Source organism: Streptomyces sp. 17_S59 (assembly GCF_056930295.1).
The window spans coordinates 3,322,171-3,345,913 of the sequence record NZ_JBXOWD010000001.1 but is presented as its reverse complement, the minus strand read 5'-3'; the positions used below and the strand labels follow the sequence as shown (position 1 = coordinate 3,345,913).

General features: G+C 72.6%; 18 protein-coding genes and 5 tRNA genes. 14 read left to right on the top strand and 9 right to left on the bottom strand.

Annotation, left to right across the window (positions count from 1 at the left end; translation table 11 throughout):
• Window positions 1-64 precede the first annotated feature (64 nt).
• Both AC1Z4A_RS14820 and AC1Z4A_RS14815 read right to left on the bottom strand, forming a co-directional pair.
• Window positions 65-1,852, bottom strand: coding sequence for a serine/threonine-protein kinase (locus tag AC1Z4A_RS14820; RefSeq protein ID WP_483679177.1), 1,788 nt, complete (start codon window positions 1,850-1,852; stop codon window positions 65-67).
• 163 nt (window positions 1,853-2,015) lie between these two features.
• Window positions 2,016-2,219 (bottom strand): cold-shock protein, encoded by a 204-nt coding sequence (locus AC1Z4A_RS14815; RefSeq protein ID WP_483679174.1) that lies wholly within the window; start codon window positions 2,217-2,219, stop codon window positions 2,016-2,018.
• Window positions 2,220-2,566: 347 nt separating this feature from the next.
• Between AC1Z4A_RS14815 and AC1Z4A_RS14810 the strand changes: the two genes are divergently transcribed.
• The 4 genes from AC1Z4A_RS14810 (at window position 2,567) to AC1Z4A_RS14795 (ending at window position 8,198) form a co-directional block, all read left to right on the top strand.
• Window positions 2,567-3,922: an aminotransferase class III-fold pyridoxal phosphate-dependent enzyme gene (locus AC1Z4A_RS14810; protein WP_483679172.1), complete on the top strand. Its 1,356-nt coding sequence runs from the start codon at window positions 2,567-2,569 to the stop codon at window positions 3,920-3,922.
• Between the two features lie 215 nt (window positions 3,923-4,137).
• Complete coding sequence (locus tag AC1Z4A_RS14805) at window positions 4,138-4,893, top strand: GntR family transcriptional regulator (protein WP_483679169.1); 756 nt, start codon at window positions 4,138-4,140, stop codon at window positions 4,891-4,893.
• A 124-nt stretch (window positions 4,894-5,017) separates the two neighbouring features.
• Entirely contained in the window at window positions 5,018-7,456 is a 2,439-nt protein-coding gene (locus tag AC1Z4A_RS14800) for a glycosyltransferase (RefSeq protein ID WP_483679167.1), read from the top strand.
• Window positions 7,457-7,547: 91 nt separating this feature from the next.
• Window positions 7,548-8,198 (top strand): hypothetical protein, encoded by a 651-nt coding sequence (locus tag AC1Z4A_RS14795; protein WP_483679165.1) that lies wholly within the window; start codon window positions 7,548-7,550, stop codon window positions 8,196-8,198.
• A gap of 147 nt (window positions 8,199-8,345) precedes the next feature.
• Here the strand turns inward: AC1Z4A_RS14795 and AC1Z4A_RS14790 are convergent, their stop codons facing one another.
• Complete coding sequence (locus AC1Z4A_RS14790; RefSeq protein WP_483683599.1) at window positions 8,346-9,059, bottom strand: SLATT domain-containing protein; 714 nt, start codon at window positions 9,057-9,059, stop codon at window positions 8,346-8,348.
• 391 nt (window positions 9,060-9,450) lie between these two features.
• Between AC1Z4A_RS14790 and purD the strand changes: the two genes are divergently transcribed.
• From purD to AC1Z4A_RS14760, 6 genes are all read left to right on the top strand, one after another.
• A complete protein-coding gene (purD, locus tag AC1Z4A_RS14785) occupies window positions 9,451-10,710 on the top strand; it encodes a phosphoribosylamine--glycine ligase (RefSeq protein ID WP_483679163.1) in 1,260 nt (419 codons plus the stop codon).
• 259 nt (window positions 10,711-10,969) lie between these two features.
• Window positions 10,970-12,637 (top strand): hypothetical protein, encoded by a 1,668-nt coding sequence (locus AC1Z4A_RS14780; protein ID WP_483679161.1) that lies wholly within the window; start codon window positions 10,970-10,972, stop codon window positions 12,635-12,637.
• A 176-nt stretch (window positions 12,638-12,813) separates the two neighbouring features.
• Window positions 12,814-14,325, top strand: coding sequence for a N,N-dimethylformamidase beta subunit family domain-containing protein (locus tag AC1Z4A_RS14775; protein WP_483679160.1), 1,512 nt, complete (start codon window positions 12,814-12,816; stop codon window positions 14,323-14,325).
• An 82-nt stretch (window positions 14,326-14,407) separates the two neighbouring features.
• Window positions 14,408-15,307: a phosphoribosylaminoimidazolesuccinocarboxamide synthase gene (locus tag AC1Z4A_RS14770; protein WP_483679158.1), complete on the top strand. Its 900-nt coding sequence runs from the start codon at window positions 14,408-14,410 to the stop codon at window positions 15,305-15,307.
• A gap of 349 nt (window positions 15,308-15,656) precedes the next feature.
• Window positions 15,657-16,349 (top strand): response regulator transcription factor, encoded by a 693-nt coding sequence (locus tag AC1Z4A_RS14765; RefSeq protein ID WP_483679156.1) that lies wholly within the window; start codon window positions 15,657-15,659, stop codon window positions 16,347-16,349.
• A 116-nt stretch (window positions 16,350-16,465) separates the two neighbouring features.
• Window positions 16,466-17,830 carry a HAMP domain-containing sensor histidine kinase gene (locus tag AC1Z4A_RS14760; protein WP_483683598.1) on the top strand — a complete coding sequence of 455 codons (1,365 nt, stop codon included), beginning with the start codon at window positions 16,466-16,468 and terminating at the stop codon, window positions 17,828-17,830.
• A 58-nt stretch (window positions 17,831-17,888) separates the two neighbouring features.
• Here AC1Z4A_RS14760 and AC1Z4A_RS14755 read toward each other — a convergent pair.
• The 6 genes from AC1Z4A_RS14755 to AC1Z4A_RS14730 form a co-directional block, all read right to left on the bottom strand.
• Window positions 17,889-17,961, bottom strand: a tRNA-Gly gene (locus AC1Z4A_RS14755).
• Between the two features lie 190 nt (window positions 17,962-18,151).
• Window positions 18,152-18,224 (bottom strand) — tRNA-Gly (locus tag AC1Z4A_RS14750).
• Between the two features lie 78 nt (window positions 18,225-18,302).
• Window positions 18,303-18,374, bottom strand: a tRNA-Gly gene (locus tag AC1Z4A_RS14745).
• A gap of 43 nt (window positions 18,375-18,417) precedes the next feature.
• Window positions 18,418-18,489: transfer RNA gene (locus AC1Z4A_RS14740), tRNA-Gly, on the bottom strand.
• 45 nt (window positions 18,490-18,534) lie between these two features.
• Window positions 18,535-18,606, bottom strand: a tRNA-Gly gene (locus AC1Z4A_RS14735).
• A 170-nt stretch (window positions 18,607-18,776) separates the two neighbouring features.
• Window positions 18,777-19,094, bottom strand: a complete 318-nt coding sequence (locus tag AC1Z4A_RS14730) for a histone-like nucleoid-structuring protein Lsr2 (protein WP_483679155.1) — start codon at window positions 19,092-19,094, stop codon at window positions 18,777-18,779.
• Between the two features lie 317 nt (window positions 19,095-19,411).
• On the opposite strand from AC1Z4A_RS14730, the gene purS reads away from it, so the two are divergent.
• The 4 genes from purS to AC1Z4A_RS14710 all read left to right on the top strand — a co-directional run bounded on the left by purS (window position 19,412) and on the right by AC1Z4A_RS14710 (window position 23,609).
• Window positions 19,412-19,657 (top strand): phosphoribosylformylglycinamidine synthase subunit PurS, encoded by a 246-nt coding sequence (gene purS / locus AC1Z4A_RS14725; RefSeq protein WP_006604673.1) that lies wholly within the window; start codon window positions 19,412-19,414, stop codon window positions 19,655-19,657.
• Window positions 19,654-20,331 (top strand): phosphoribosylformylglycinamidine synthase subunit PurQ, encoded by a 678-nt coding sequence (gene purQ, locus AC1Z4A_RS14720; protein WP_483679152.1) that lies wholly within the window; start codon window positions 19,654-19,656, stop codon window positions 20,329-20,331. Before purS ends, purQ begins: the two co-directional genes overlap by 4 nt.
• Window positions 20,332-20,422: 91 nt before the next feature.
• On the top strand, window positions 20,423-22,672 hold the full coding sequence (purL, locus tag AC1Z4A_RS14715; RefSeq protein ID WP_483679151.1) for a phosphoribosylformylglycinamidine synthase subunit PurL: 2,250 nt from the start codon (window positions 20,423-20,425) through the stop codon (window positions 22,670-22,672).
• Between the two features lie 178 nt (window positions 22,673-22,850).
• Window positions 22,851-23,609, top strand: a complete 759-nt coding sequence (locus AC1Z4A_RS14710) for a sterol carrier family protein (RefSeq protein WP_483679150.1) — start codon at window positions 22,851-22,853, stop codon at window positions 23,607-23,609.
• The last annotated feature ends 134 nt before the right edge of the window (window positions 23,610-23,743 follow it).

Below are 23,743 nucleotides of genomic sequence, written 5' to 3'. Positions count from 1 at the left end.
ACCAGCCGAAGGCGCCCCGATGGCATGAAGCCGTCGGGGCGCCTTCGCGTTCAGCCGGCCCCGTTCAGCCGGTCCTGCTGTAGACCAGCGACGCGTCCCTGGTGCCCGAGTCGGTGAAGTCGCGCCGCATCCGCCCGTCCGGCAGCAGGACCAGTTCGGAGGCGGAGCCGGGCTGGCAGGCCGAGGCGGGCTGGGCCCGGGTGACGGCGGAGGGGCCGAGGTGCATCGTCGTCGTGCCCCCGACCGTGTCGTCGTCGCTGCCGGTCGCGGACCATTGGCAGCTGTAGGAGCTGCCGTCGTCGAGGGTGCCGCCGCCCTGGATGGTGACCTGGACGACCTGGCCCTTCCGGATGGTGATGGTGCGGCTGCTGGAGCCCGAGCCGGTGGTGAAGCCGGACTGCCAGGTGCCGAGGAAGACGGAGCCCGCTCCGCCCTGCGGCGGGGTCGGGAGGGCCGGCGTGGGCGTCGGCGCCGGGTTCGCCCCCGGAGCCGGGGCCGGCGGTGTGGTGCTCGCCCCCGGGGCCGTGGCGGGGCCGACCGGGGCCGAGGGGGTGCCGGCGGGGGAGGCGGCCGCGCCCCGGCCCTCGTCGCTCGTCTGCCGGTTGAGCAGGAACACCGTCCCGCCGCCCGCCAGCAGCCCGGCGACCACGACGGCGGCCACGATGTAGGGCGTGCGCGAACGCTGCGGCGGCGCGGGCGCGGGCACGAGGACGACGGGCTGGTACGGGCTGGTGCCGTACGGGCCGGGTGCGGGGGCGGCCGGGGGCAGGGGCTGCGACGCGGCGGGCACGGGCACGGTGACGGTCGGCGGCTCGGGCGGCGGGGCGTCGCGGGGCGGGTCGACGACCGTGGTGGGGGTCCCGGCGGGCCGGGGTATGGGCTCGGCGGCGGCCGCCGCGGGCTCCTCCTCCGCGTTCAGCAGCCGCACCGCGTGCCGGGCCAGCTGTGCGACGAGGCCGCCGGGCAGCCAGGGCTCGCCGGTGCGCAGCCCGGCCAGCTCGTCCGCGACGCCGCTGCGGGCCAGGACCTGCTCGGTCGTGGGCCGCTCGGCGGGGGCCTTGGCGAGGCACGCGGAGATCAACGGCTGCAGCGCCTCCGGCACTTCGGCGAGGTCGGGCTCCTCCTCGACGATGCGGTACATCAGCGCGTGGACGCCGCTGTCGGCCGTGCCGAAGGGCATCCGGCCGGTGGCCGCGTAGGCCAGCACCGAGCCGAGGCAGAAGACGTCGCTGGCGGGCGTGACCTTGCCGCCGCGCACCTGCTCGGGCGACATGAAGCCCGGCGAGCCGACGGCCGCGCCGGTCCGGGTGAGACCGCCGTCCGTGACGTCCCCCATTGCCTGAACGGCATGGGTGGTACCCCCACCCAGCGCGCGGGCGATGCCGAAGTCGATGACGCGCGGGCCGTCGAGGGTGACCAGCACGTTGGACGGCTTGAGGTCGCGGTGGACGATCCCGGCGGCGTGGACGTCCTGCAGGGCGCGGGCGAGCCCGGCGGCGAGGATGCGCACCGACCGCTCGGGCAGCGGCCCGTGGTCGTGGCCGACGACCTCGCGCAGCGAGGGCCCGGCGATGTAGCCGGTGGCGACCCAGGGCACCGCGGCCTCGGTGTCGGCGTCCAGGACCGGCGCGGTCCACTCCCCGCCGACCTGCCGGGCGGCCCGCACCTCGTGCCGGAAGCGGCGCCGGAACTCCTCCTGCCCGGCCAGCTCCGGCTGGATCAGCTTGACGGCGACCGTGCGTCCGCGTTCGGAACGGGCGAGGTAGACCCGCCCCATGCCTCCCGCGCCCAGCCGGCCCAGCAGCCGGTACGCCCCGAGTGTCCGTGGATCCTCCGGCGACAGACGTTCCATGCCGGGCGCTCCTTCCCCCATGTTTCCTGGCCGGAGAATAGCGGCACGGCAAAGGGCCGGGTATCCGCACGGAGGAAGTGCGGTCCCCGGCCCTCCAGGGGGGCCGCCGGGCCGGCCCGGCGGGCTGCGGCGTCGGACGGTCGGACGTCAACCGGTCGGGCGGTCAGACGGGAATGATGTTCTCCGCCTGCGGGCCCTTCTGGCCCTGGGCGATGTCGAAGGTGACCTTCTGCCCCTGCTGGAGTTCCCGGTACCCCTGGGTGGCGATGTTGGAGTAATGGGCGAAGACGTCGGCGCCACCGCCGTCCTGCTGAATGAACCCGAATCCCTTTTCCGAGTTGAACCACTTCACGGTGCCGCTGGCCAAGACGATCTCCTCGATGGGGTCGTACGGCGGAAATTCCGTACGCCGTGGAAAACGCAAGTGCGCCCGAGGTCACCTGCCTTCGGGCGCACATGACAAATGGATCCCAAACTGCAACTGCAAATTGACCGTAGCAGCGCAAATGCCATCGAACGGGGATTTCCTGTACGGCGATTTGCAGGCCCGGGCGCGGTACGGGCCCGCCCCACCCGGCACTGTGTCGGCGGCCCCGGCGAGCGGGCGACACAGTGCCGGTGTCGGGCGCGGGGCCGCACTTCCTAGGCTCGGCGCAGTCCGTCCGCCGCCCCGGCCCGTTCCGCGCCCGGCCCGTTCCGACAGAGGTCACGCCCGTGAGCACGCAGCCCCCGCCCTCCGACGCCGCGGCCGTCAAGGCCGCCGACCGCGCGCACGTCTTCCACTCCTGGTCCGCGCAGGCCCTCATCGATCCGCTCGCCGTCGCGGGGGCCGAGGGCTCCTACTTCTGGGACTACGACGGCAACCGCTACCTCGACTTCTCCTCTCAGCTGGTCAACACCAACATCGGCCACCAGCACCCCAAGGTCGTGGCCGCGATCCAGGAGCAGGCGGCGCGGCTGTGCACCATCGCGCCGGGCTTCGCCGTGGACGTCCGCTCCGAGGCCGCGCGGCTGATCGCCGAGCGCACCCCCGGCGACCTCGACAAGGTCTTCTTCACGAACGGCGGCGCCGAGGCGGTCGAGAACGCCGTCCGCATGGCCCGGCTGCACACCGGCCGTCCCAAGGTGCTCAGCGCCTACCGCTCGTACCACGGCGCGACCGCCGCGGCCATCAACCTGACCGGCGACCCGCGCCGCTGGCCCTCCGACACCGCCTCCGCGGGCGTCGTGCACTTCTGGGCGCCCTTCCTCTACCGCTCGCCCTTCCACGCGGAGAACGAGCAGCAGGAGTGCGAGCGCGCGCTGCAGCACCTCGAGGACACCATCGCCTTCGAGGGCCCGCAGACGATCGCCGCGATCGTCCTGGAGACCGTGCCCGGCACGGCCGGGATCATGGTGCCGCCGCCCGGCTACCTCCCGGGCGTCCGGGAGCTCTGCGACCGGCACGGCATCGTCTTCGTGCTGGACGAGGTCATGGCGGGCTTCGGGCGCACGGGCCGCTGGTTCGCCGCCGAGCACTTCGGCGTCACGCCCGACCTGCTGACCTTCGCCAAGGGCGTCAACTCCGGCTATGTACCGCTCGGCGGCGTCGCGATCTCCGCCGAGATCGCCGCGACCTTCGACCGGCGCCCCTACCCGGGCGGGCTCACCTACTCCGGCCATCCGCTCGCCTGCGCCTCGGCGGTGGCGACGATCAACGCGATGGAGGAGGAGAGCATCGTCTGGAACGCGGCCCGCATCGGCGAGCAGGTCCTGGGCCCGGGCCTGCGCGAACTCGCCGAGCGCCACCCGTCGGTGGGCGAGGTGCGCGGCCTGGGCGCGTTCTGGGCGGTGGAGCTGGTGCGCGACCGGGCCACGCGGGAGCCGCTGGTGCCGTACGCGGCCTCGGGCGAGGCGAACGCCCCCATGGCGGACTTCACCGCGGCCTGCAGGGCGGCGGGCCTCTGGCCGTTCGTGAACATGAACCGCACACACGTCGCCCCGCCCTGCACGATCACGGCCCCGGAGGCGAAGGAGGGCCTGGCGGCCCTGGACGAGGCACTGACGGCGGCGGACGCGCACGTGGCCTAGGCCCTGTCGTCAAAATCCCGCCTGCCCCGCGGCGCTATTTTGACGACAGGGCCTGGGGGCCGGGGCGCCCGCGCCCCCGCCCCCTGTCACCGATCAGGTAGCGTTCCCCTGCCCGTGCGCACGGTCATATTGCTCAGCCACGGCCCTCGCTTATCGTTGCGGGGGCCGTTCGCATGCCAGGCGTGCGGCGGTCACGGAAGGGGACCACGAAGACCATGCCCGGCAGCGAGCCTGTCAAGCGCACGACCCTGCGCTCACAGATCGCCGACGCCCTGCGCGAGGAGGTGATCGCGGGGCGGCTCCCGGCGGGACGGCAGTTCACCGTCAAGGAGATCGCCGAACAGTACGGAGTCTCGGCCACCCCCGTCCGCGAGGCCCTGCTGGACCTGTGCGCGCAGGGGCTGCTGGACGTGGAGCTGCACAAGGGCTACCGGGTGCGCGAGTTTTCGTACGCGGACTTCCGGGACATGGTCGAGGCCCGCACCCTGATCGTCGAGGGCATGTTCCGCCGCTCCGCGGAGCGCGCGCTGCTGGCGGCGACGCCGGAGTCGCTGGGCTCGGTGCGGCGCCGGGCGGAGGAGGCCTCGCGGGCCGCGCTCGCCGGGGACCTCGACATCCTCATCGGCTACGACCTCCGGTTCTGGCGGGAGATGGCCGGCCTGGTGGGCAACCCGTACATATCCGACTTCCTGGACCGGGTGCGGGTGCAGAGCTGGGTCTTCACAGTGCCGCTGCTGCGGGCGCTGAGCGATCTGCGCGGGCGGCTGTGGCACCGCCACACCGAGCTGGTCGAGGCCATAGCCCGCCGGGACGTGGAGTGGGCGCAGCGCGTCGTCGCCGCCTACAACGCCCACACGCTGGCCCTGATCGACGAGCTGACCCGGCGGACGCCCCAGGCACCGGCACCGGCACCCGCGCCGGACGCAGCCCCGGACTCGGACCCGGACGCCGCCCCGGGCCGGGACATTTGACACACCCGGTCTTTGCCCGACGTTGATCTGCCATTGATCGACAGCTGACCGAATAGGGTCGATCTCGCTCCTTGTCGTCGACAAACGGATCGTGATGTCAAAAACCCAGCCGTCGGAGACGCCCATGGCAACCGATGCCGGAACCCTCGACCTCACGGTGGTCGTGCCGGCGTACAACGAGGAGGACCGGCTCGCCCCCACGCTCGCGGCGATCCGCGACCACCTCGGCGCCCGGGAGGGAACCGACTGGGAAGTGATCGTCGTCGACGACGGCTCGACCGACGGCACGGCGGCCGTCGCCGAGGCCGCGGCCGGGGACGAGCCCCGCATCCGCCTGCTGCGCACCCCCGCCAACCGCGGCAAGGGCCACGCCGTGCGCACCGGCGTGCTCGACTCGCGCGGCCGCCGCGTACTGATCACCGACGCCGACCTGGCCACCCCCATCGAGGAACTGGCCCTGCTGGAGGAGCGGCTGGACGCGGGCGCCACCGCCGCCGTGGGCTCGCGCGCCCTGCCCGGCTCGCGCATCGCCGTGCGCCAGCACGTGCTCCGCGAGTTCCTCGGCCGCCTGGGCTCCCGGCTGATACGCGCGGCGGCGGTGCCCGGCATACGCGACACTCAGTGCGGCTTCAAGCTCTTCGACGGCGGCAAGGTGCGCAGCGCCTTCGCCGGCTCCCGGCTGGACGGCTGGAGCTTCGACGTCGAGATCCTGCGCTTCTTCCACCAGAAGGACTGGGAGGTCGCCGAGGTGCCGGTCCGCTGGGCCCATCAGCCGGGCTCCAAGATCCGCCCGCTCGCCTACCCCACCGTCCTCGCCGATCTCATACGCATACGCTGGCGCGCGCTGCGGCCCGTACAGCTGCTCATACCCGCGCTCTTCCTCTTCTCGTCCTTCCTGCTGTACGCCGGGCTGTGGGGCAGCCCGGCCCACCGCTACCTCGTCGACTCGGGCTCCGACCAGCAGCAGTGGGAGTGGTTCTTCGCGGTCACCGCGGACAACGTCGCCCACCTCCGGAATCCGCTCTTCAGCGATCTGCAGAACTTCCCGCTGGGCGTGAACCTCATGGCGAACACCGCCATGCTGGGCCTCTCCGTCCCGCTCACGCCCGTCACGCTCGCCTTCGGCCCCCAGGTCACCTGGGTGCTGGTGCTGACCGGCGGGCTTGCCGCCACCGCCTGGTGCTGGTACCGGCTGCTCGCCCGGTGGTTCGTGCGCTCCCGATGGGCCGCGGCGCTGGGCGGCGCGTTCTGCGCCTTCGCGCCGCCGATGGTCTCGCACGGCGTCGCACACCCCAACTTCGCGGTGCTCTTCATGATGCCGCTGATCATCGACCGGGCGCTGCGGCTGTGCGAGGGGAAGCGCCCCACGCGCGATGCCGTCGTCCTCGGCCTCTTCCTCGCCTACCAGGTCTTCCTCGGCGAGGAGGCGCTGCTGCTGGCCGCGACCGGCCTCCTCCTCTTCGCCTTCGGCTACGCCGTGGCCGCCCCGGACGTCGCCCGGGCCCTGACCAGGCCGCTGCTGCGGGGCCTCGGCATCGCCGCGCTCGTCGCCGTGCCGCTGGTGGCCGTCCCCCTGATCTGGCAGTTCCACGGCCCGCAGAGCTACCGCAGCGTGCTGCACGGGCAGGTCGGCAACCACCCCATGGCCCTGCTGGAGTTCGCCACCCGGTCGCTGGCCGGCGACGACGGGATCGCCGCGTCGCTGTCCCTCAACCGGACCGAGGAGAACGCCTTCTTCGGCTGGCCGCTCGTCGCCCTCGCCGTCGCCCTGGTGAGGTATCTGCGCGACCAGCCGCGCGTGCGCGCCCTGGGCTTCACCGCGCTGGCCGCGGCCGTCCTCTCCCTCGGCCAGAACATCCCGCTGCTCGGCACGGACAAGACCCTGCCCGGCCCCTGGCGCCTCGTCGCGCACATGCCGTTCTACGAGTCGGTCATCGAATCCCGCGTGTCCATGGTCTGCGTGCCCGCGCTGGGCATCCTGCTCGCCCTGGCCTGCGACCGGCTGGCCGTCCGGCGCGCCCGCAGCGAGCGCGAGGCATCGCGGCGGCTGCTCGGCTGGGCCGCCCTCGCCGTGGCGCTCGTCCCGCTGGTCCCGACGCCGTACCGGACCGTCGAACGGACTCCCGTGCCCGCGTTCTTCGCGGACGGCGGCTGGCGCGACTACGTACGGCCCGGCCACTCGCTGGTGCCCGTGCCGGTGCCCGGCCCCTCCGACGCCGCCGCCCTCGGCTGGCAGATCGAGGACGACCTGGGCTTCGCCTTCCCCGGCGGCTACTTCAACGGGCCGTGGGGGCCGGACCGCATCGGCATCTACGGGCCCCAGCCGCGCCCCACCTCCGACTTGCTGAACAAGGTCCGCGAGACCGGCGAGGTCCCCGCCGTCGGACCCCAGCAGCGCCGCGAGTTCCACGGGGACCTCGACTTCTGGCGCGCGGACGCGCTCGTCCTGCCCGCCCGGCACGAGAAGGCCGCTCCGTTGCGCGAGGCGGTCACCCGGCTGGTGGGGAGTCCGCCGAAGCGCGTGGATGACACGTGGGTGTGGGACGTGCGCGGGGAGAGTTGACGATGTCCGTCGCGGCTGTATGACAACCGGCTGAGCGGCACTACTCTGGCCCGACCATCGCATGAAACGGCCCACACGAGAGTGAGTTCACGTGGCGTGTGATCTCTGGCTAGTGCCCCTTGTCGATGTGCTGTGCCACAGTCCCGAGAACCCCTTCGCCGAGGAAATCGCCGCGTACGACAAGGCGCTCGGCGCGGCCGGGCTGCCCCCGGTGCCCGTCTTCGGCTACATGCCCGGCCTCTCGGGGGACGTCGCACCGGTCGCGGGCTTCGACTACGACGCCCTGCACTTCCTGCGCCGCGCCTACCTGCTGAACCTGTGCGGGCTGCCCGTCGCCCCCGTCGACGAACTCGGCGGCGACTACGAGCAGTTGCTGGAGATGTTCGAGGCGACGGCCAAGGAGTCGCACCTGGTGTGGCACTACGACCACGCCGGGGCGTACGTTCCGGTGGACTTCGCGCACCCGCTCTCCAGCGACGAACTGCTGGAGGGCGGCGGCCCGTTGGGTTCCAGCCACGGCCTGCTGCGCGAACTCGACGCGGTGGCCCCGGTGCTGGGCATCGACCCGGTCAACCCCCCGGCGCCCCCCGCCGCCCCCGACCGCCCCACGGCCCTGAACGAAAGGGCGGCCCCCGGCCCGGCCGACGACAGCCCTTTCGCAAGAGAACGCCACGTCTGGCTGGGCCTCCACGCAGCAGCAACAAGAAGCCTGGGTCAAGGCTCAATGATCGTCTTCAGCTGAGCCGCGCTGTCTGGTTGTGGGCAATCGTTCCGCAGGGCGGAACGGGTGGGCACAACCAGACAGCGCACCCGCACCGACCCGGGGGTCTGGGGCGAAGCCCCAGTTTCGGGAAGGGGCGGGATCGGGGAAACAACCCCCAAGGCACCCCTACCGCGGAGACTCCGGCGGCCTCTGCCGAGGCATATTCGGTCGAGTCCCCGGCGGCATCGGAAACCGCCCCACCGGCCCCGCATCCCCCCGCGGCCCCCAAGCCACAAGCGACTGCGTCAGCAACGGCGCAGGCCCCGCCCGGAACTCCACCATCCAGTCCGCCGTCTCGGCCCGCACCAGCTCCGACACGTCCTCGGAGAAGCGCCGCAGCACCGTGAGACAGCGCTCCGCCGCCTCACTGGCCGTCCCCTCCGTCGGCCCCAGCACCTCGCGCACGCACTCCGACGCCCAGTCGAACTGCAGCGCCTCCAGCCGCCGTTGCACCGCCTGCGCCGTGGCCACGGCCCGCATCCAGCCGGACGTCAGCCCGAAGTACCGGTCGCAGGCCACGCACGCCACCGCGCCCAGCAGCGCGAGAAACGCCCAGGCCGAGCCGGTGCGCAGCACCTTGGTCAGCTCCAGCAGCGGCAGCGCGGCGCCGACCACGGCACAGAACGCGGCCCCGATCCGCAGCCCGCGCGCCCAGCGGCGCTTCCAGGCGCGGTCGGTCAGATACCAGTCGGCCAGCTTCAGCGCACCGCCCTCGACCCATCTGTACAGCTCGTCCAGCCGCTCGGCGGGCTCTCCCCAGTCGCCGAGCGGGAAGGTCCGGCCGCGCAGGTCATCCCGGAGCTTCCCGTCCTGCTCCCTCGGGAGCCCCTCGGGTTGCATCTCAGGCTGGCTCACCCCTGCACTCCCTCTCCGCCGCATGTGCGCCATGTGCGTTAACCGTGATCGCAGCCTCCTTACTACCGCCGAACGGTTGGCGTTGGGCACATGATCCGGCCTTTTCCGTCCGTAAGTGCAGCGGGATCAGGTATAGGTGCCCTTCGATGCCCACCCGAAAGAGTGAGTGCCCGCCGGGGCATGGACGCTGTAGGGGCGCGGAAACGTTCTGACGAGAGGGTTCCCGGGAGGCCCCACGAAGGCTCCGCAGAGTGGCCCAGGGCGGCTCCGCAGAGGCCCCGAGAAGGCTCCCGGCCGCCGCACCGAGAGGTTCCTACGAGTCTCCCCCTGCCCCCGAGTCGTACTGATCCACAAGACGGGCAATAGAGTGACCCCCGTGAAGGTCCTCGTCATCGGCGGCGGCGCCCGCGAACACGCCCTGTGCCGCTCCCTGTCCCTCGACCCCGACGTCACCGCGCTGCACTGCGCCCCCGGCAACGCCGGGATCGCGGAGATCGCCGAGACGCACTCCGTGGACGCGCTGGACGGCGCGGCCGTCACCGCGCTGGCCGAGTCGCTGGGCGCGGACCTCGTGGTCGTCGGCCCGGAGGCGCCGCTGGTCGCGGGCGTGGCCGACGCGCTGCGGGCGGCCGGCATCCCCGTCTTCGGCCCGTCGGCGGAGGCGGCCCGGCTGGAGGGCTCGAAGGCGTTCGCCAAGGACGTCATGGCCTCCGCGAACGTCCCCACCGCCCGCAGCTACGTCTGCACCACCCCGGCCGAGGTCGACGAGGCGCTGGACGCCTTCGGTCCCCCGTACGTGGTCAAGGACGACGGCCTGGCGGCCGGCAAGGGTGTCGTGGTCACCTCCGACCTGGCCGCGGCCCGCGAGCACGCGCTCGGCTGCGACCGCGTGGTGATCGAGGAGTTCCTGGACGGCCCCGAGGTCTCCCTCTTCGCGATCACCGACGGCGAGACCGTCCTGCCGCTGCGGCCCGCCCAGGACTTCAAGCGCGCCCTGGACGCCGACGAGGGCCCCAACACCGGTGGCATGGGCGCGTACTCCCCGCTGCCCTGGGCCGACCCCAAGCTGGTCGACGAGGTGCTGGAGACCGTGCTCCAGCCCACCGTGGACGAGCTGCGCCGCCGCGGCACGCCCTTCTCCGGGCTGCTCTACGCGGGCCTGGCGATCACCTCGCGCGGTGTGCGGGTCATCGAGTTCAACGCGCGCTTCGGCGACCCCGAGACCCAGGTGGTGCTGGCCCGGCTGCGCACCCCGCTCGCGAGTGTCCTGCTGAACGCCGCCACCGGCAACCTCGCGGCCGAGCCCCCGCTGCGCTGGAACGACGAGGCCGCCGTGACCGTCGTCATCGCCTCCCACAACTACCCGGACACCCCCCGCACGGGCGATGTGATCGAGGGCCTGGCGGACGCGGCCGGGGTGACCGGGGCGTACGTGCTCCACGCGGGCACGAAGCAGAACTCCGAGGGCCGCGTGGTCAGCGCGGGCGGGCGGGTGCTCTCCGTGACGGCCACGGGCGAGGACCTGGCCACCGCCCGGGAGCGCGCGTACGAGGCGGTCTCCCGCATCCGGCTGGACGGCTCCCACCACCGCACGGACATCGCGGCGAAGGCGGCGGCGTCGGCGGCCTCGGCCTGAGCCGACCGACCCTGCCGGCGGGCGGACCCCCGGTCATCCCTTCCCGCAGAGGCTTTGCCCAAAGCCATTCCATCGGGTGACCACTTCGCCAACCGGCTGACGCGCGCCCCACCCCCAACTATGGTGCGGCGCAGGTCGGCGGCCGCGTGGCTGACCCGTCGGCTCAACCGGCCCACCGGCATTGCGATGTCAGAGGCCGGTGCCACAGTGGGGGAGGTAAGGCAACGCACCTCGGCAGAGCACTGACAGGCAACTGGGGGTGATCGGTCTCGTGGCAGGTCCGGAAGCAGGCGTGCTGACCGCGCGCACCCGAGCCCTCGCCGTGCTGCGCGTCCGCAGCGCCGGCCTGGCCGTCGCCATGGTGCCGGCCGCCGCAGCCGTGGTGCTGGCGGCCGGCTCCGCCATGGGGCGGATCCCGGACGGCTCCGTCTGGGGCGTCGTCCGCCCCGCCGTGACCGCCCTCGCCGTGCTCGCCCTGCTGCTGGCGGCCGCCGTCGCCATGGTGGTCGCCCGGGCCCGCCCGGCCCTCAGCCCCACCGTGCCGATCCCGGAGGAGACGGCGCCCGACCTCTACCGCCTGGTCCGCGACCTCGCCGACCGGCTGGACGTCCCGGCGCCCTCCGCCATGGCCCTCACCCCCGACTGCGACAGCTGGCTCGAGGACCGTACGCACCCGGCGCACGCCCCGCCGCGCGAGGGCCTGTTCACGCGCCGCCGCGCCGACGGGGCGGCGCCCGTGCTGGTGATCGGCTCGCCGTTCCTGTGGTGGATGCGCGTCGCCGAGCTGCGCGCCCTGCTGGCCCCGGTGGTGGCGGGCACGGGCCCGGCCGCCCACCCCGACATAGCGGCCGCCCGGCGCTTCGTCCGGGGTCTGGACGCCGCCGTGGCCGTGGCCGCCGGGCGGCCGCTGCTGGGCTTCGTCGGCTGGGCGGCCCGGCTGCTGCTGCGCTCCTGCCGCGACCACGCGGCCGAGATGGAGCGCGGGGTCGCCGCGGCCGCCTCCGAGCGTGCCCAGGCGGTGGACTACGGGCTGCGGATCGTCGCCCAGGAGCAGGTCGGCCTCGCCTACGCCGGCTGGGACCGGCTGCTGAACCGGGTCGCGCTGCCCGCCTGGCGGATGGGCCGCTGGCCCTCCCGGCTGGACGCGGGCGTCGTCTCCGCGCTCACCGAGCTGTCCCGCCGCGACCGGCTGGCGGAAGGCTTCGCCTCCCGGCTGGGCGAGCGGCCCGCCTGCGACCTCCTGGAGGAACCCGGCCTCATCGACGAGGCCGCCTCCCTGCTCGCCGCCCGGCTCTTCCACGGCGGCCCCTGCGAGCCCGGCCCCGACTGGTCCCCCGTCGCCTGGAGCCAGTACCCGGAGGAGGTCGTGGACCGTAAGTGGCGGCTGGAGGCCGCCCGGCTGCACCGCGTCCTCGACGACATCGCCGCGACGGGCGCGGCGCCCGGCGCCCTGCCCGGCCCCGCTCCGGACGCCCCCGCCGCCCCCACGGTCGCCAGGGTCCTGGAGCGCCTCACCGGCCCGGCCGGCGGCGGGGTGGGGGAGGAGCTGGAGGTGCGGCTGAGCGCCGAAGTGGCGCGCGAGGCGGCCCGGGAGGAGCGGGCGGCCAGGCGGGGGCTGTTCGCCGCTGTCGGCGGCTCCTGGGTCGACGGGCTCGCGCCGCTGTTCCCGCTCCAGCCGCCGCGGAGCGGCCGGGAGCTGCTCACCGACCACGTCACGGCCATGGTGTGCTGCGCGGCCGTGGACACCGCCGGGGCCGCCCCCGGCCTGGACTGGCTGGACGGCCCGGCGCTGCTCGTCGGCGGCGCCCGGCGCGCCGGCCTCGCCCGCTCGGTCCTCAGCCTCATCGAGGACGGGGACGGCGAGCCGCTGCGCGCCTGGCTCGGCGAGGTGGGCGTGCGCCCGGAGAAGCCGGTCCGGCTGGGGTGACGGACGGGCGCCGCACCGCCCTCACGGAGCGTGATGCGGTCACGCTGCGTAGAGGCCGAGCCATCACTTTCGGGGAATTTCCCGACGAACGGCGACGAGCCGGGCGTGCCGTGTGATCTGCTGGGGATCCGCTGGGAAACCGAATGGGTATCCGGGTGCCAGGGGAGGGAGCGCACATGGGGATGGACCAGATCCGCCGCTGGGAGTCCGGGGCACTCGCACACGCCGTGTCGGACCCCTTCGGGCAGGGCCCGCTGCCCTGGCTCCGCGGCGACGAGTACTACTTCGACGACACCGGCCAGATCATCCCCTGGTACGTGGACCCGGTGGCCGCCGCTCCCCCCTTGCCCGGGCGGCACAGGGGCGCCCCCGTGGCCCTGCGGGTCCCGCCGCCCCGCAGACCCGGCCCCCGCACCGCCGACGACGTCCACTGCCAGATCAAGGGCTTCGCCACCCACAGCGCCGTCGCCCCCGGCGAGTCCATCGACTTCCGGATCACCGTGGACCCGCCGCAGCAGTTCGGCGTGGACGTCTACCGCATCGGCCACTACGGCGGCGTGGGCGCCGCCAAGACCACCAGCAGCCCCCGGCTGTCCGGCATCGTCCAGCCGCCGCCGCTCGTCTTCGACCGCACCGTCTCCTGCCACCACTGGTGGCTCTCCTGGCGGCTGCCGATCCCCTCCTTCTGGAGCACCGGCGCCTATGTGGCCGTCCTGACCACCGCCGACGGCTACCGCAGCCACATCCCGTTCACCGTCCGCGACGCCGCCCCCGCCGACCTGCTGCTCGTCCTCCCCGACATCACCTGGCAGGCCTACAACCTCTACCCCGAGGACGGCCGCACGGGCGCCAGCCTCTACCACGCCTGGGACGCCGACGGCCGGCTCCTCGGCGAGGAGGGCGCCGCCACCACGGTCTCCTTCGACCGCCCCTACGCGGGCGCGGGCCTGCCCCTGCACGTGGGCCACGCCTACGACTTCATCCGCTGGGCCGAGCGCTACGGCTACGGCCTCGCCTACGCCGAGACCCGCGACCTGCACGCCGGGCGAATCGATCCGGCACGCTACCGCGGCATGGTCTTCCCGGGGCACGACGAGTACTGGTCGCCCGCCATGCGCCGGGCCGTCGAGGACGCCCGGGACCACGGCACGTCACTGGTGTTCCTCTCCGCCAACACCATGTACTGGCAGGTGGAGCTGGCCCCCTCGCCCGCCGGCCCCGACCACCTGCTCACCTGCCGGAAACGCCGGGGCCCCGGCCGCTCCGCGCTCTGGCGCGACGCCTCGCCCCCCGAGCAGCAGCTGCTCGGCATCCAGTACGCGGGCCGGGTGCCCGAGCCCGCCCCCATGGTCGTCCGCAACGCCGACCACTGGCTGTGGGAGGCCACCGGCGCCGGCGAGGGCGACGAGCTGCCCGGCCTGGTCGCCGGCGAGGCCGACCGCTACTTCCCCCGCACGGCCCTGCCCGAGCACACGCGCCGCATCCTGCTCGCCCACTCCCCGTACGAGGACGGCGAGGGCATCCGGCGCCACCAGGAGACCTCCCTCTACCGCGCCCCCAGCGGCGCCCTGGTCTTCGCCTCCGGCACCTTCGCCTGGTCCCCGGCCCTGGACCGGCCCGGCCACGTGGACTCCCGCATCCAGCGCGCCACGGCCAATCTCCTGGACCGCATCTGCAAGCGGGTCTGACAAGCGGGTCCGACCCCCTGCCCGGGCTTCCTCCGCCGGTACGGCAGAATCGAGGTGTTTGGACAAACCACCGGGAGGACGCGTGTCCGGATTCGTCGAGAAGCCCAAGCCCGTCGAGGTGCCGGGCCTTGTGCATCTGCACACGGGCAAGGTCCGCGACCTCTACCGCGACGAGGCCGGCCGGCTCGTCATGGTCGCCAGCGATCGCATGTCCGCGTACGACTGGGTGCTGCCGACGGAGATCCCCGACAAGGGCCGCATCCTCACCCAGCTCTCCCTCTGGTGGTTCGAGCACCTCGCGGACCTGGTCCCCCACCACGTCATCTCCACCGAACTGCCCGCCGGGGCCCCCGCCGACTGGGCCGGCCGCACGCTGATCTGCCGCTCCCTGGACATGGTCCCGGTGGAGTGCGTGGCCCGCGGCTACCTCACGGGCTCGGGCCTCGCCGAGTACGAGCAGACGCGCACCGTCTGCGGCCTCGCCCTCCCCGAGGGCCTGGTCGACGGCTCCGAGCTGCCCTCCCCGATCTTCACCCCCGCGACCAAGGCCGAGGTCGGCGAGCACGACGAGAACGTCGCCTACGAGGAGGTCGCCCGGCAGGTCGGCGCCGAGACCGCGGCGCTGCTGCGCCAGACGACCCTCGCGGTCTACGGCCGGGCCCGCGACATCGCCCGGGACCGCGGCATCATCCTCGCCGACACGAAGTTCGAATTCGGCTTCGCCGACGGCGACCTCGTCCTCGCGGACGAGGTCCTGACCCCCGACTCCTCCCGCTTCTGGCCCGCCGACGAGTGGCAGCCGGGCCGCACCCAGCCGTCCTTCGACAAGCAGTTCGTCCGCAACTGGCTGTCGTCGAAGGAATCGGGCTGGGACCGCACGGGCGACACCCCGCCGCCGGCGCTCCCGGAAGAAATCGTGGACCGCACGCGAGCGAAGTACGCGGAAGCGTACGAACGCCTGACGGGCCAGCTCTGGTCCTGAGTCGGGGGGTTTCTTCCCCACCCCGCCCCTTCCCGCTGTATCCGATATGCGGCTCCGCCGCAGGGCGGGGGCTCCGCCCCTGGACCCCCGCTCCTCAAACGCCGGAGAGGCTGGATTTGCCCCCCCCGAGCTTCGCCCCCGCGCGCAGCGCGAGGGGCCCGGGGGCCAGGGGGCGGAGCCCCCAGTTCTCTCTTGGGGTCTGGGGCGCAGCCCCAGTTTCGGGAAGGGGCGGGATCGGGGAATCACCCCCCCCAACAACCACCCGCACCCTAAGAGCCCTCTCAGACAACGTCTGCCATCGTGGGGAGCCGGCACGATCACCCACCCCCGCCCCCCGGAGCGCAGCGCCATGCCCGAAACGCCCGTCCTCGTCGTGGACGACGACCCCGACGTAAGGGCGGCCGTGGTCGACGGCCTGACCGTCGAGGGCTACACCGTCCGCTCCGCCGCCGACGGCCTCGCCGCCCTCTCCGCCGTCGCCGCCGCCCCACCCGCCGCCATCGTCCTCGACCTCGCCATGCCCGTGCTCGACGGCCTCGCCGTCTGCCGCCGCCTCCGCGAGCTGGGCGACCGCACCCCCGTGCTCGTCCTCACCGCCCGGGACGCCGTGTCCGACCGCGTCGCGGGCCTGGACGCCGGGGCCGACGACTACCTCGTCAAACCCTTCGCCCTCGACGAGCTGCTGGCCCGGCTGCGCGCCCTGCTCCGCCGCGCGGCCCCGGCCGAACCCGTCGGCGGCCCGGCGGACTTGGCCTTCGCCGACCTCACCGTGGACCCCGTCACCCGCACCGGGGAACGCGCGGGCGTCGACCTCGAGTTCACCCGCACCGAATTCGCACTGCTGGAGGTGTTCCTGCGCCACCCGGGCCAGGTACTGGCCCGCGAGGTCATCCAGGAGCGCGTCTGGGGCGCCGACTTCGGCCCGGAGTCCAACTCCCTCGCCGTCTACATCGGCTACCTCCGCCGCAAGCTGGAGGCGGGCGGCGCCTCCCGCCTCGTCCACACGGTGCACGGCATCGGCTACCGCCTGGCGGAACGGTGAACCCGCCGGAGGCGGAGCGAAAGGAGCAAGAACAAAAGGAGCAAGAACAAAAGGAGCAAGAACAAAAGCCGGGACGCCTCGGCCTCCGCCGCAAACCCCTCCGCGCCCGCCTCGCCCTGATCACCTCCGCCGCCGTCGCCTTCGTCGCCCTCGGCGTCCTCGCCGCCGCGTTCGTCGTCATCCGCTACGAACTCGTCCGCCAGCTCGACCTCCAGCTCAAACAGCAGGCCCAGCTCATCGCCCAGCAGACCCGCGGCGGCACCGACACCGGCGTCCTCGGCGACGAGTGCGTCTGGCGGGCCGCACCCGCCTGTGCCCAGATCGTCCGCGCCGACCCGGCCGCACCGGGCCGACAAGGCCTGGTGCTGCCCGTGACGGGCGCCACGCGCCGCGTTGCGGCCGGCACCCTCGGCGCGTTCTACAGCGACATCACCCACGACGGCCACCCGATGCGCATGTTCACCACCCCGGTGCCGGGCAAGGACGGCCGCGCCCTCCAGGTCGCGGCCCGTTCGGACGCCGTCGACCAGGGAGTGCGCCAGGCCGGCTGGTACCTGGGTGCCGTCGGCGCCGTGGGCGTCCTGCTCGCCGCCGCGCTCGGCTACCTCGCCTCGCGCACCTCGCTGCGCCCCGTCACCCGGCTCACCGCCACCGCCGAGCGCATCGCCGCCACCCGCGACCCGGCCCACCGCATCGAGCTGCCCCGGTACGGGAAAAGGGGGGAGCACCGCCAGGACGAGATCACCCGCCTCGCAGCCAGCTTCAACACCATGCTCGGCGAGCTGGAGGAGGCCGTCGCCGCCCAGCGCCGCCTGGTCGCCGACGCCTCCCACGAGCTGCGCACCCCGCTCACCGCACTCCGCACCAACGCCGAGCTGCTGGCCCGCGCGGAGCGGCTCTCCCCGGCCCAGCGCGCCCGCGCCGCCGAGGCCCTGGGACGGCAGCTGCGCGAAGTGACCGGCATGGTCAACGACCTCATCGAGCTGGCCCGGGACGAGGAGCCGCAGCCGCTCGTCGAACAGGTGCGGCTCGATCTCCTCGCCGAGCGCTGTGCGGCGGCCGCGCGCGGGCACTGGCCCGGCACGGTGTTCACCACGGATGTGATCGAGGCCACGGTTCCGGGCGTACCCGCCCGGCTCGCCCGGCTGCTGTCCAACCTCCTGGACAACGCGGCCAAGTTCAGCCCGGCCGGCGGTCTGGTGGAGGTGCACCTGGCGCGCACGGAAAGCTCGCTCGACCTCACCGTGCGCGACCACGGCCCCGGCATCGCGGCCGAGGACCTGCCGCACGTCTTCGACCGGTTCTACCGCTCCCGCCAGGCCCGCGCCCTGCCCGGCTCCGGCCTGGGCCTCGCCATGGCCCGCCAGATCGCCCGCGCCCACGGCGCCCGGCTGACCGCGGAGCAGGCCGGGACGGGCGGCGCCCGCTTCCGCCTGAGCTTTCCGGACCGAGGCTTTCGGGACCGAGGCTTTCCGGGCTGAAGCGCGAGCAGGAACGCAGAAGGCCCCGGTCGTTCCCGACCGGGGCCTTCTTTCCTTGAGCGGACGACGAGGCTCGAACTCGCGACCTCAACCTTGGCAAGGTTGCGCTCTACCAACTGAGCTACGTCCGCATGTGCGCCGCTCTTCCGTGCGGTGCGAGTACCACTATAGCCAACGCCGAGCCCCTCCGATGACACCCTCGGGCTCAAACGGGGCAAAGGTGACGACGGTCACATCTTTCGCGCAGGGTGGCCGGCCGGGTAGCTGTGCAGGGAAACGCAGAAGGCCCCGGTCGTTCCCGACCGGGGCCTTCTTTCTCTGAGCGGACGACGAGGCTCGAACTCGCGACCTCAACCTTGGCAAGGTTGCGCTCTACCAACTGAGCTACGTCCGCATTGCCTCCGACCGGCTTTCACCGGGCGGCGCGAGCACCACTCTACCTGATCCACAGCAGTGGTCGGTAAGTGATGAGAGCGGGTGACAGGAATCGCACACTGCGCCTCCCCCTTGGAAAGGGGGCGCTCTACTACTGAGCTACACCCGCAGGTCGACCGCCGGATCCACTGACGTGGACGGCAGACGAACAGAGCGGGTGACAGGAATCGCACACTGCGCCTCCCCCTTGGAAAGGGGGCGCTCTACTACTGAGCTACACCCGCGCGTCCACCCAGACGATCCACAGTTGTGGATCGCTGGACGGTCAGAGCGGGTGACAGGAATCGCACACTGCGCCTCCCCCTTGGAAAGGGGGCGCTCTACTACTGAGCTACACCCGCATGACCCCGAAGTTCCGGCCGGTTTCCCGGCGTTGCCCCTCGGCGTGATCCAGACTCTAGCTGATCACCCGGGGCGGTTGGCAAATCCGATGATCGGCAGGCCGCGACCGGATGCCGGCCGCGGCCCCTGGCGGGTGGCGGAGACGAGCGTCAGAGGGGAGCGGGGGCGCTCACCCCGCGGCGTTGAACGCCTCGTAGACCTTCTTCGGGATCCGGCCGCGGGGCGGCACCTCCATGCCGTGCGAGCGCGCCCACGCGCGCACCGCCGCCGGGTCGGGCGCCACGGCCGTCCGGCGGTAGGCCTTGCCCGAGCGGGACTGCTTGCGACCGGCCTCCAGGTAAGGCGCGAAGACCTCTCGCAGTTTCTTCGCATTGGCAGAGTTCAGGTCGATCTCGTACGACTTGCCGTCGATCCCGAAGATGACGGTCTCCGCGGCTTCCCCGCCCTCGATGTCGTCGGAGAGTGTGACCACTACGCGCTGCGCCACGGAAATCGGTCCTTTCGGCCAGTTCACCGCGTTGACCTGCGGTGATGTGAGGTTTGCGGTTGTTCTCGGTCAATACATATTCATTTGTACAGCAAAGGACTATGCGTCGTGGGGCCCAGTTAATTCCGTCCCCCCGCCCCTTTGCAATCAGGACGGTGCGATCCCCAGCTCTTTTTTCCGGAATTTTCCCGGGGTGGCCCGCGGCCCCGGCTCCGTAAACCCGGAGGATAAGCCCAGCATATCTATGCGCGTAGATTTTTGGGGACTGTACTCTGGCCGTACCGCTTCAGCTCACGCACCACACACCGGGAGTGCCAGTGGCACGCGTCGTAGTCGACGTCATGCTCAAGCCGGAGATCCTCGACCCGCAGGGCCAGGCGGTGCAGCGCGCGCTGCCACGCCTGGGTTTCGAGGGGATCGCCGACGTCCGTCAGGGCAAGCGCTTTGAACTCGAGGTGGAGGGTCCGGTGGACGACGCCGCCCTCGCCCGAATCCACGAGATGGCGGAAACGTTTCTCGCCAACACCGTGATCGAGGACTTCACCGTGCGAGTGGACTCGTGACCGCACGCGTAGGAGTCGTCACCTTCCCCGGCACCCTGGACGACCGCGACACCCAGCGCGCCGTCCGCATCGCCGGGCTCGAGCCCGTGCCGCTCTGGCACCGCGACAAGGACCTCAAGCAGGTCGACGCCGTGGTCCTGCCCGGCGGCTTCTCCTACGGCGACTACCTGCGGGCGGGGGCGATCTCCCGCTTCTCGCCGGTGATGGAGACCGTCATCGGGCAGGCGAAGGCGGGCATGCCCGTCCTCGGCATCTGCAACGGCTTCCAGGTGCTCACCGAGACCCACCTGCTGCCCGGCGCGATGCTGCGCAACAACCACCTGCACTTCGTCTGCCGCGACCAGAAGCTCCGTGTGGAGAACGCGGACACCGCCTGGACCACCGACTACGCAGCGGGCCAGGAGATCTCCATCCCGCTGAAGAACATCGACGGCCGCTACGTGGCCGACGAGCGCACCCTGGACGAGCTGGAGGCCGAGGGCCGCGTCGCCTTCCGCTACCTGGACGGCAACCCCAACGGCTCGCTCCGCGACATCGCGGGCATCACCAACGCCGCCGGCAATGTCGTCGGCCTGATGCCGCACCCCGAGCACGCGGTGGAGCCGCTCGTCGGCACCGGCCGCACGGACGGCCTCGGATTCTTCACCTCGATCCTGAAGAAGCTGGTCGCATGAGCGTCGCACGTGCGGCCGCCCAGCCGCAGACGAATACGAAAGCCGCACCTCTGCGCCGCACGGGCGGAGAAGCGAAGAATGTAGGTGCCGCATGACTCTCGACACCGTCAAGCACGCCGCCGAGACCCCGGACGACGCCCAGCCCTGGGCCGAACTCGGGCTCAAGGAGGACGAGTACGCGCGCATCCGCGAGATCCTCGGCCGCCGCCCGACCGGCGCCGAACTCGCCATGTACTCCGTCATGTGGTCGGAGCACTGCTCGTACAAGTCCAGCAAGGTCCACCTCCGCCAGTTCGGCGAGAAGGCCCCGGAGAACGACGCCCTGCTCGTCGGCATCGGCGAGAACGCCGGCGTCGTCGACGTCGGCCAGGGCTACGCGGTCACCTTCAAGGTCGAGTCGCACAACCACCCCTCGTACATCGAGCCCTACCAGGGCGCGGCCACGGGCGTGGGCGGCATCGTCCGCGACATCCTCGCGATGGGCGCCCGCCCGGTCGCCGTCATGGACCCGCTGCGCTTCGGCGCCGCCGACCACCCCGACACCAAGCGCGTCCTGCCGGGCGTGGTCGCGGGCATCGGCGGCTACGGCAACTGCCTGGGCCTGCCCAACATCGGCGGCGAGGTCGTCTTCGACGCCTGCTACCAGGGCAACCCGCTGGTCAACGCCCTGTGCGTGGGCGTGATGAAGCACGAGGACATCCACCTCGCGAAGGCGTCCGGCGCGGGCAACAAGGTCATCCTGTACGGCGCCCGCACGGGCGGCGACGGCATCGGCGGCGTCTCGGTCCTCGCCTCCGAGACCTTCGACGACTCGAAGCCGACGAAGCGCCCCGCCGTCCAGGTCGGCGACCCCTTCCAGGAGAAGCTCCTCATCGAGTGCACCCTGGAGGTCTTCCGCGAGGACCTGGTCGACGGCATCCAGGACCTCGGCGGCGCCGGTCTCTCCTGCGCCACCAGCGAGCTGGCCAGCGCCGGCTCCGGCGGCATGCGCGTCGAGCTGGACCGTGTGCCGCTGCGCGACGCGACGCTCTCGCCCGAGGAGATCCTCATGAGCGAGTCGCAGGAGCGCATGTGCGCGATCGTCGAGCCCGGCAAGGTCGACCGCTTCCTCGAGATCTGCGAGAAGTGGGACGTCATCGCCACCGTCATCGGTGAGGTCACCGACGGCGAGCGGCTGGAGATCTTCTGGCACGGCGAGCAGATCGTGGACGTGCCGCCGCGCACCGTCGCCCACGAGGGCCCGGTGTACGAGCGCCCGTACGCCCGTCCGGACTGGCAGGACGACCTCCAGGCCGACGACGCGAACAAGCTGGCCCGCCCGGAGACCGCCGAGGAGCTGCGTGCGCAGGTCCTGAAGGTGATCTCCTCCCCGAACCAGGCCTCCAAGTCCTGGATCACGGACCAGTACGACCGCTTCGTCCAGGGCAACACGGTCCTCGCCCAGCCCGAGGACTCCGGCATGGTCCGCGTCGACGAGGACACCAACCTCGGTGTCGCCGTCTCGACGGACGGCAACGGCCGGTACGCCAAGCTCGACCCGTATGCGGGCGCGCAGCTCGCGCTGGCGGAGTCGTACCGCAACGTCGCCGCGACCGGCGCCCGGCCGCTGGCGATCTCCAACTGCCTCAACTTCGGCTCGCCGGAGGACCCGGCGGTCATGTGGCAGTTCGCCGAGGCCACGCGCGGCCTGGCGGACGGCTGCCTGGCCCTGGGCACGCCGGTGACCGGCGGCAACGTGTCGCTGTACAACCAGACGGGCGAGACGGCCATCCACCCGACCCCGGTCGTCGCGGTCCTCGGCGTCATCGACGACGTCAACCGCCGTACGCCGATGGCGTTCTCGGACGAGGGCCACCTGCTCTACGTGCTCGGTGACACCAAGGAGGAGCTGGGTGGTTCGGCCTGGTCCCAGGTGATCCACGACCACCTCGGCGGGCTGCCGCCGGCCGTGGACCTGGACCGCGAGAAGCTGCTTGCCGAGATCCTGATCGCCGCCTCGCGCGACGGCATGATCGACGCGGCGCACGACCTCTCGGACGGCGGCCTGATCCAGGCCCTGGCGGAGTCGTGCCTGCGCGGCGGCAAGGGCGCCCGGATCGTCGTACCGGAAGGGACGGACCCCTTCGTCTTCCTGTTCTCGGAGTCCGCGGGCCGCGCGATCGTGGCCGTGCCGCGCAGCGAGGAGCTGCGCTTCACGGACATGTGCGGGGCACGGGGCCTGCCGGCGACGCGGATCGGCGTGGTGGACGGCGAATCGATCGACATCCAGGGCCAGTTCGAGATCCCCCTGCCGGAACTCCGCACGACCCACGAGTCGACGATCCCGGCGTTGCTGGCGTAAGCGGGGTCCGGGGGCAGAGCCCCCGAATCTCGCCCCGCGCGCAGCGCGAGGGGCCCGGGGTGCAGGGGGCTGCGCCCCCTGCACCCCGCCCGGGGGTCCGGGGGCGGAGCCCCCGCCCTGCGGCGGAGCCGCATATCGGATGCTGCGGGAAGGGGCGGGGTTGGGGAAAGATCCCCCCATGGCACCCCGCACCCGCACCTACAACCACCCCAGAACCCGCACCGCCCTCACCACCCAGCTCCACAACATCCGCACCGCCCTGACCCCCCTCCCCGAAGACCAGCTCGCCCTCCCCGCCCGCGAGTTGATCACCCGCATCACCCAAACCGTTGCCGCGGTCAACCGTGCCCTCGAGCAACCCGCTCCTCCCGCACGGGAGATCACCCTCACCGAGTGGCCGGCAGTGGTGTCAGCCATGCCCGCAGAGCCGCCGGCGGAAGCGGACGAAGAAGCGGCAGCAGCCCCCCTGGCCCTGCTCGACCGCGTAGCGGCCCGCTTCGCCGAACTCACCACCACCGCACCGCCGGACCGCCTCCTCGCCACCCCCACCGGCGCGATGCGACTGGACGATTTCCTGGTCACCCGCTGTGCCGTGCTCATCGCCCACACGGACGACCTCGCCACCGCCCTCGGCGCCGAGATCCCTTACGACCGCCAGGCGTTGGCCACCGCCACCCGGCTGCTCGCCGACGCGCTGGCCGCCAAGGCCCCCGGCGGCTCGGTCGAGGTGCGTATTCCGCCGTTCGCCGTGGTGCAGTGCGTGGCGGGGCCGCGGCACACCCGCGGCACGCCCCCGAATGTCGTGGAGACCGATCCGTTGACCTGGATTCGCCTTGCCACGGGCCGTACGGAGTGGTCCGCGGCCCTCGACGCAGCCGCCGTCACGGCGAGTGGCGAGCGCGCGGATCTTTCGGGGCAACTTCCCTTGCTCGGCTGAGGGAAAGCCGGGAGAAGCCGGGAGAAGGCCGTTAAGACCTAGGTCATTAAGGCCAATACGAAAACCGGGAGATCGGTGATTCGCTGTGTGTGTCACGTGGCTGTGCGTGGTGTGAGGCATCACCGGTCGTCCCC

What these genes read in the sequence shown, in the direction of transcription:
- AC1Z4A_RS14820 (WP_483679177.1), bottom strand. Translation starts at nt 1,852, where the DNA reads ATGGAACGTCTGTCGCCGGAGGATCCACGGACACTCGGGGCGTACCGG.
- AC1Z4A_RS14775 (WP_483679160.1), top strand. Translation starts at nt 12,814, where the DNA reads ATGGGGATGGACCAGATCCGCCGCTGGGAGTCCGGGGCACTCGCACAC.
- AC1Z4A_RS14805 (WP_483679169.1), top strand. Translation starts at nt 4,138, where the DNA reads ATGCCCGGCAGCGAGCCTGTCAAGCGCACGACCCTGCGCTCACAGATC.
- AC1Z4A_RS14765 (WP_483679156.1), top strand. Translation starts at nt 15,657, where the DNA reads ATGCCCGAAACGCCCGTCCTCGTCGTGGACGACGACCCCGACGTAAGG.
- AC1Z4A_RS14710 (WP_483679150.1), top strand. Translation starts at nt 22,851, where the DNA reads ATGGCACCCCGCACCCGCACCTACAACCACCCCAGAACCCGCACCGCC.
- AC1Z4A_RS14790 (WP_483683599.1), bottom strand. Translation starts at nt 9,059, where the DNA reads ATGCAACCCGAGGGGCTCCCGAGGGAGCAGGACGGGAAGCTCCGGGAT.
- purL (WP_483679151.1), top strand. Translation starts at nt 20,423, where the DNA reads ATGACTCTCGACACCGTCAAGCACGCCGCCGAGACCCCGGACGACGCC.
- AC1Z4A_RS14800 (WP_483679167.1), top strand. Translation starts at nt 5,018, where the DNA reads ATGGCAACCGATGCCGGAACCCTCGACCTCACGGTGGTCGTGCCGGCG.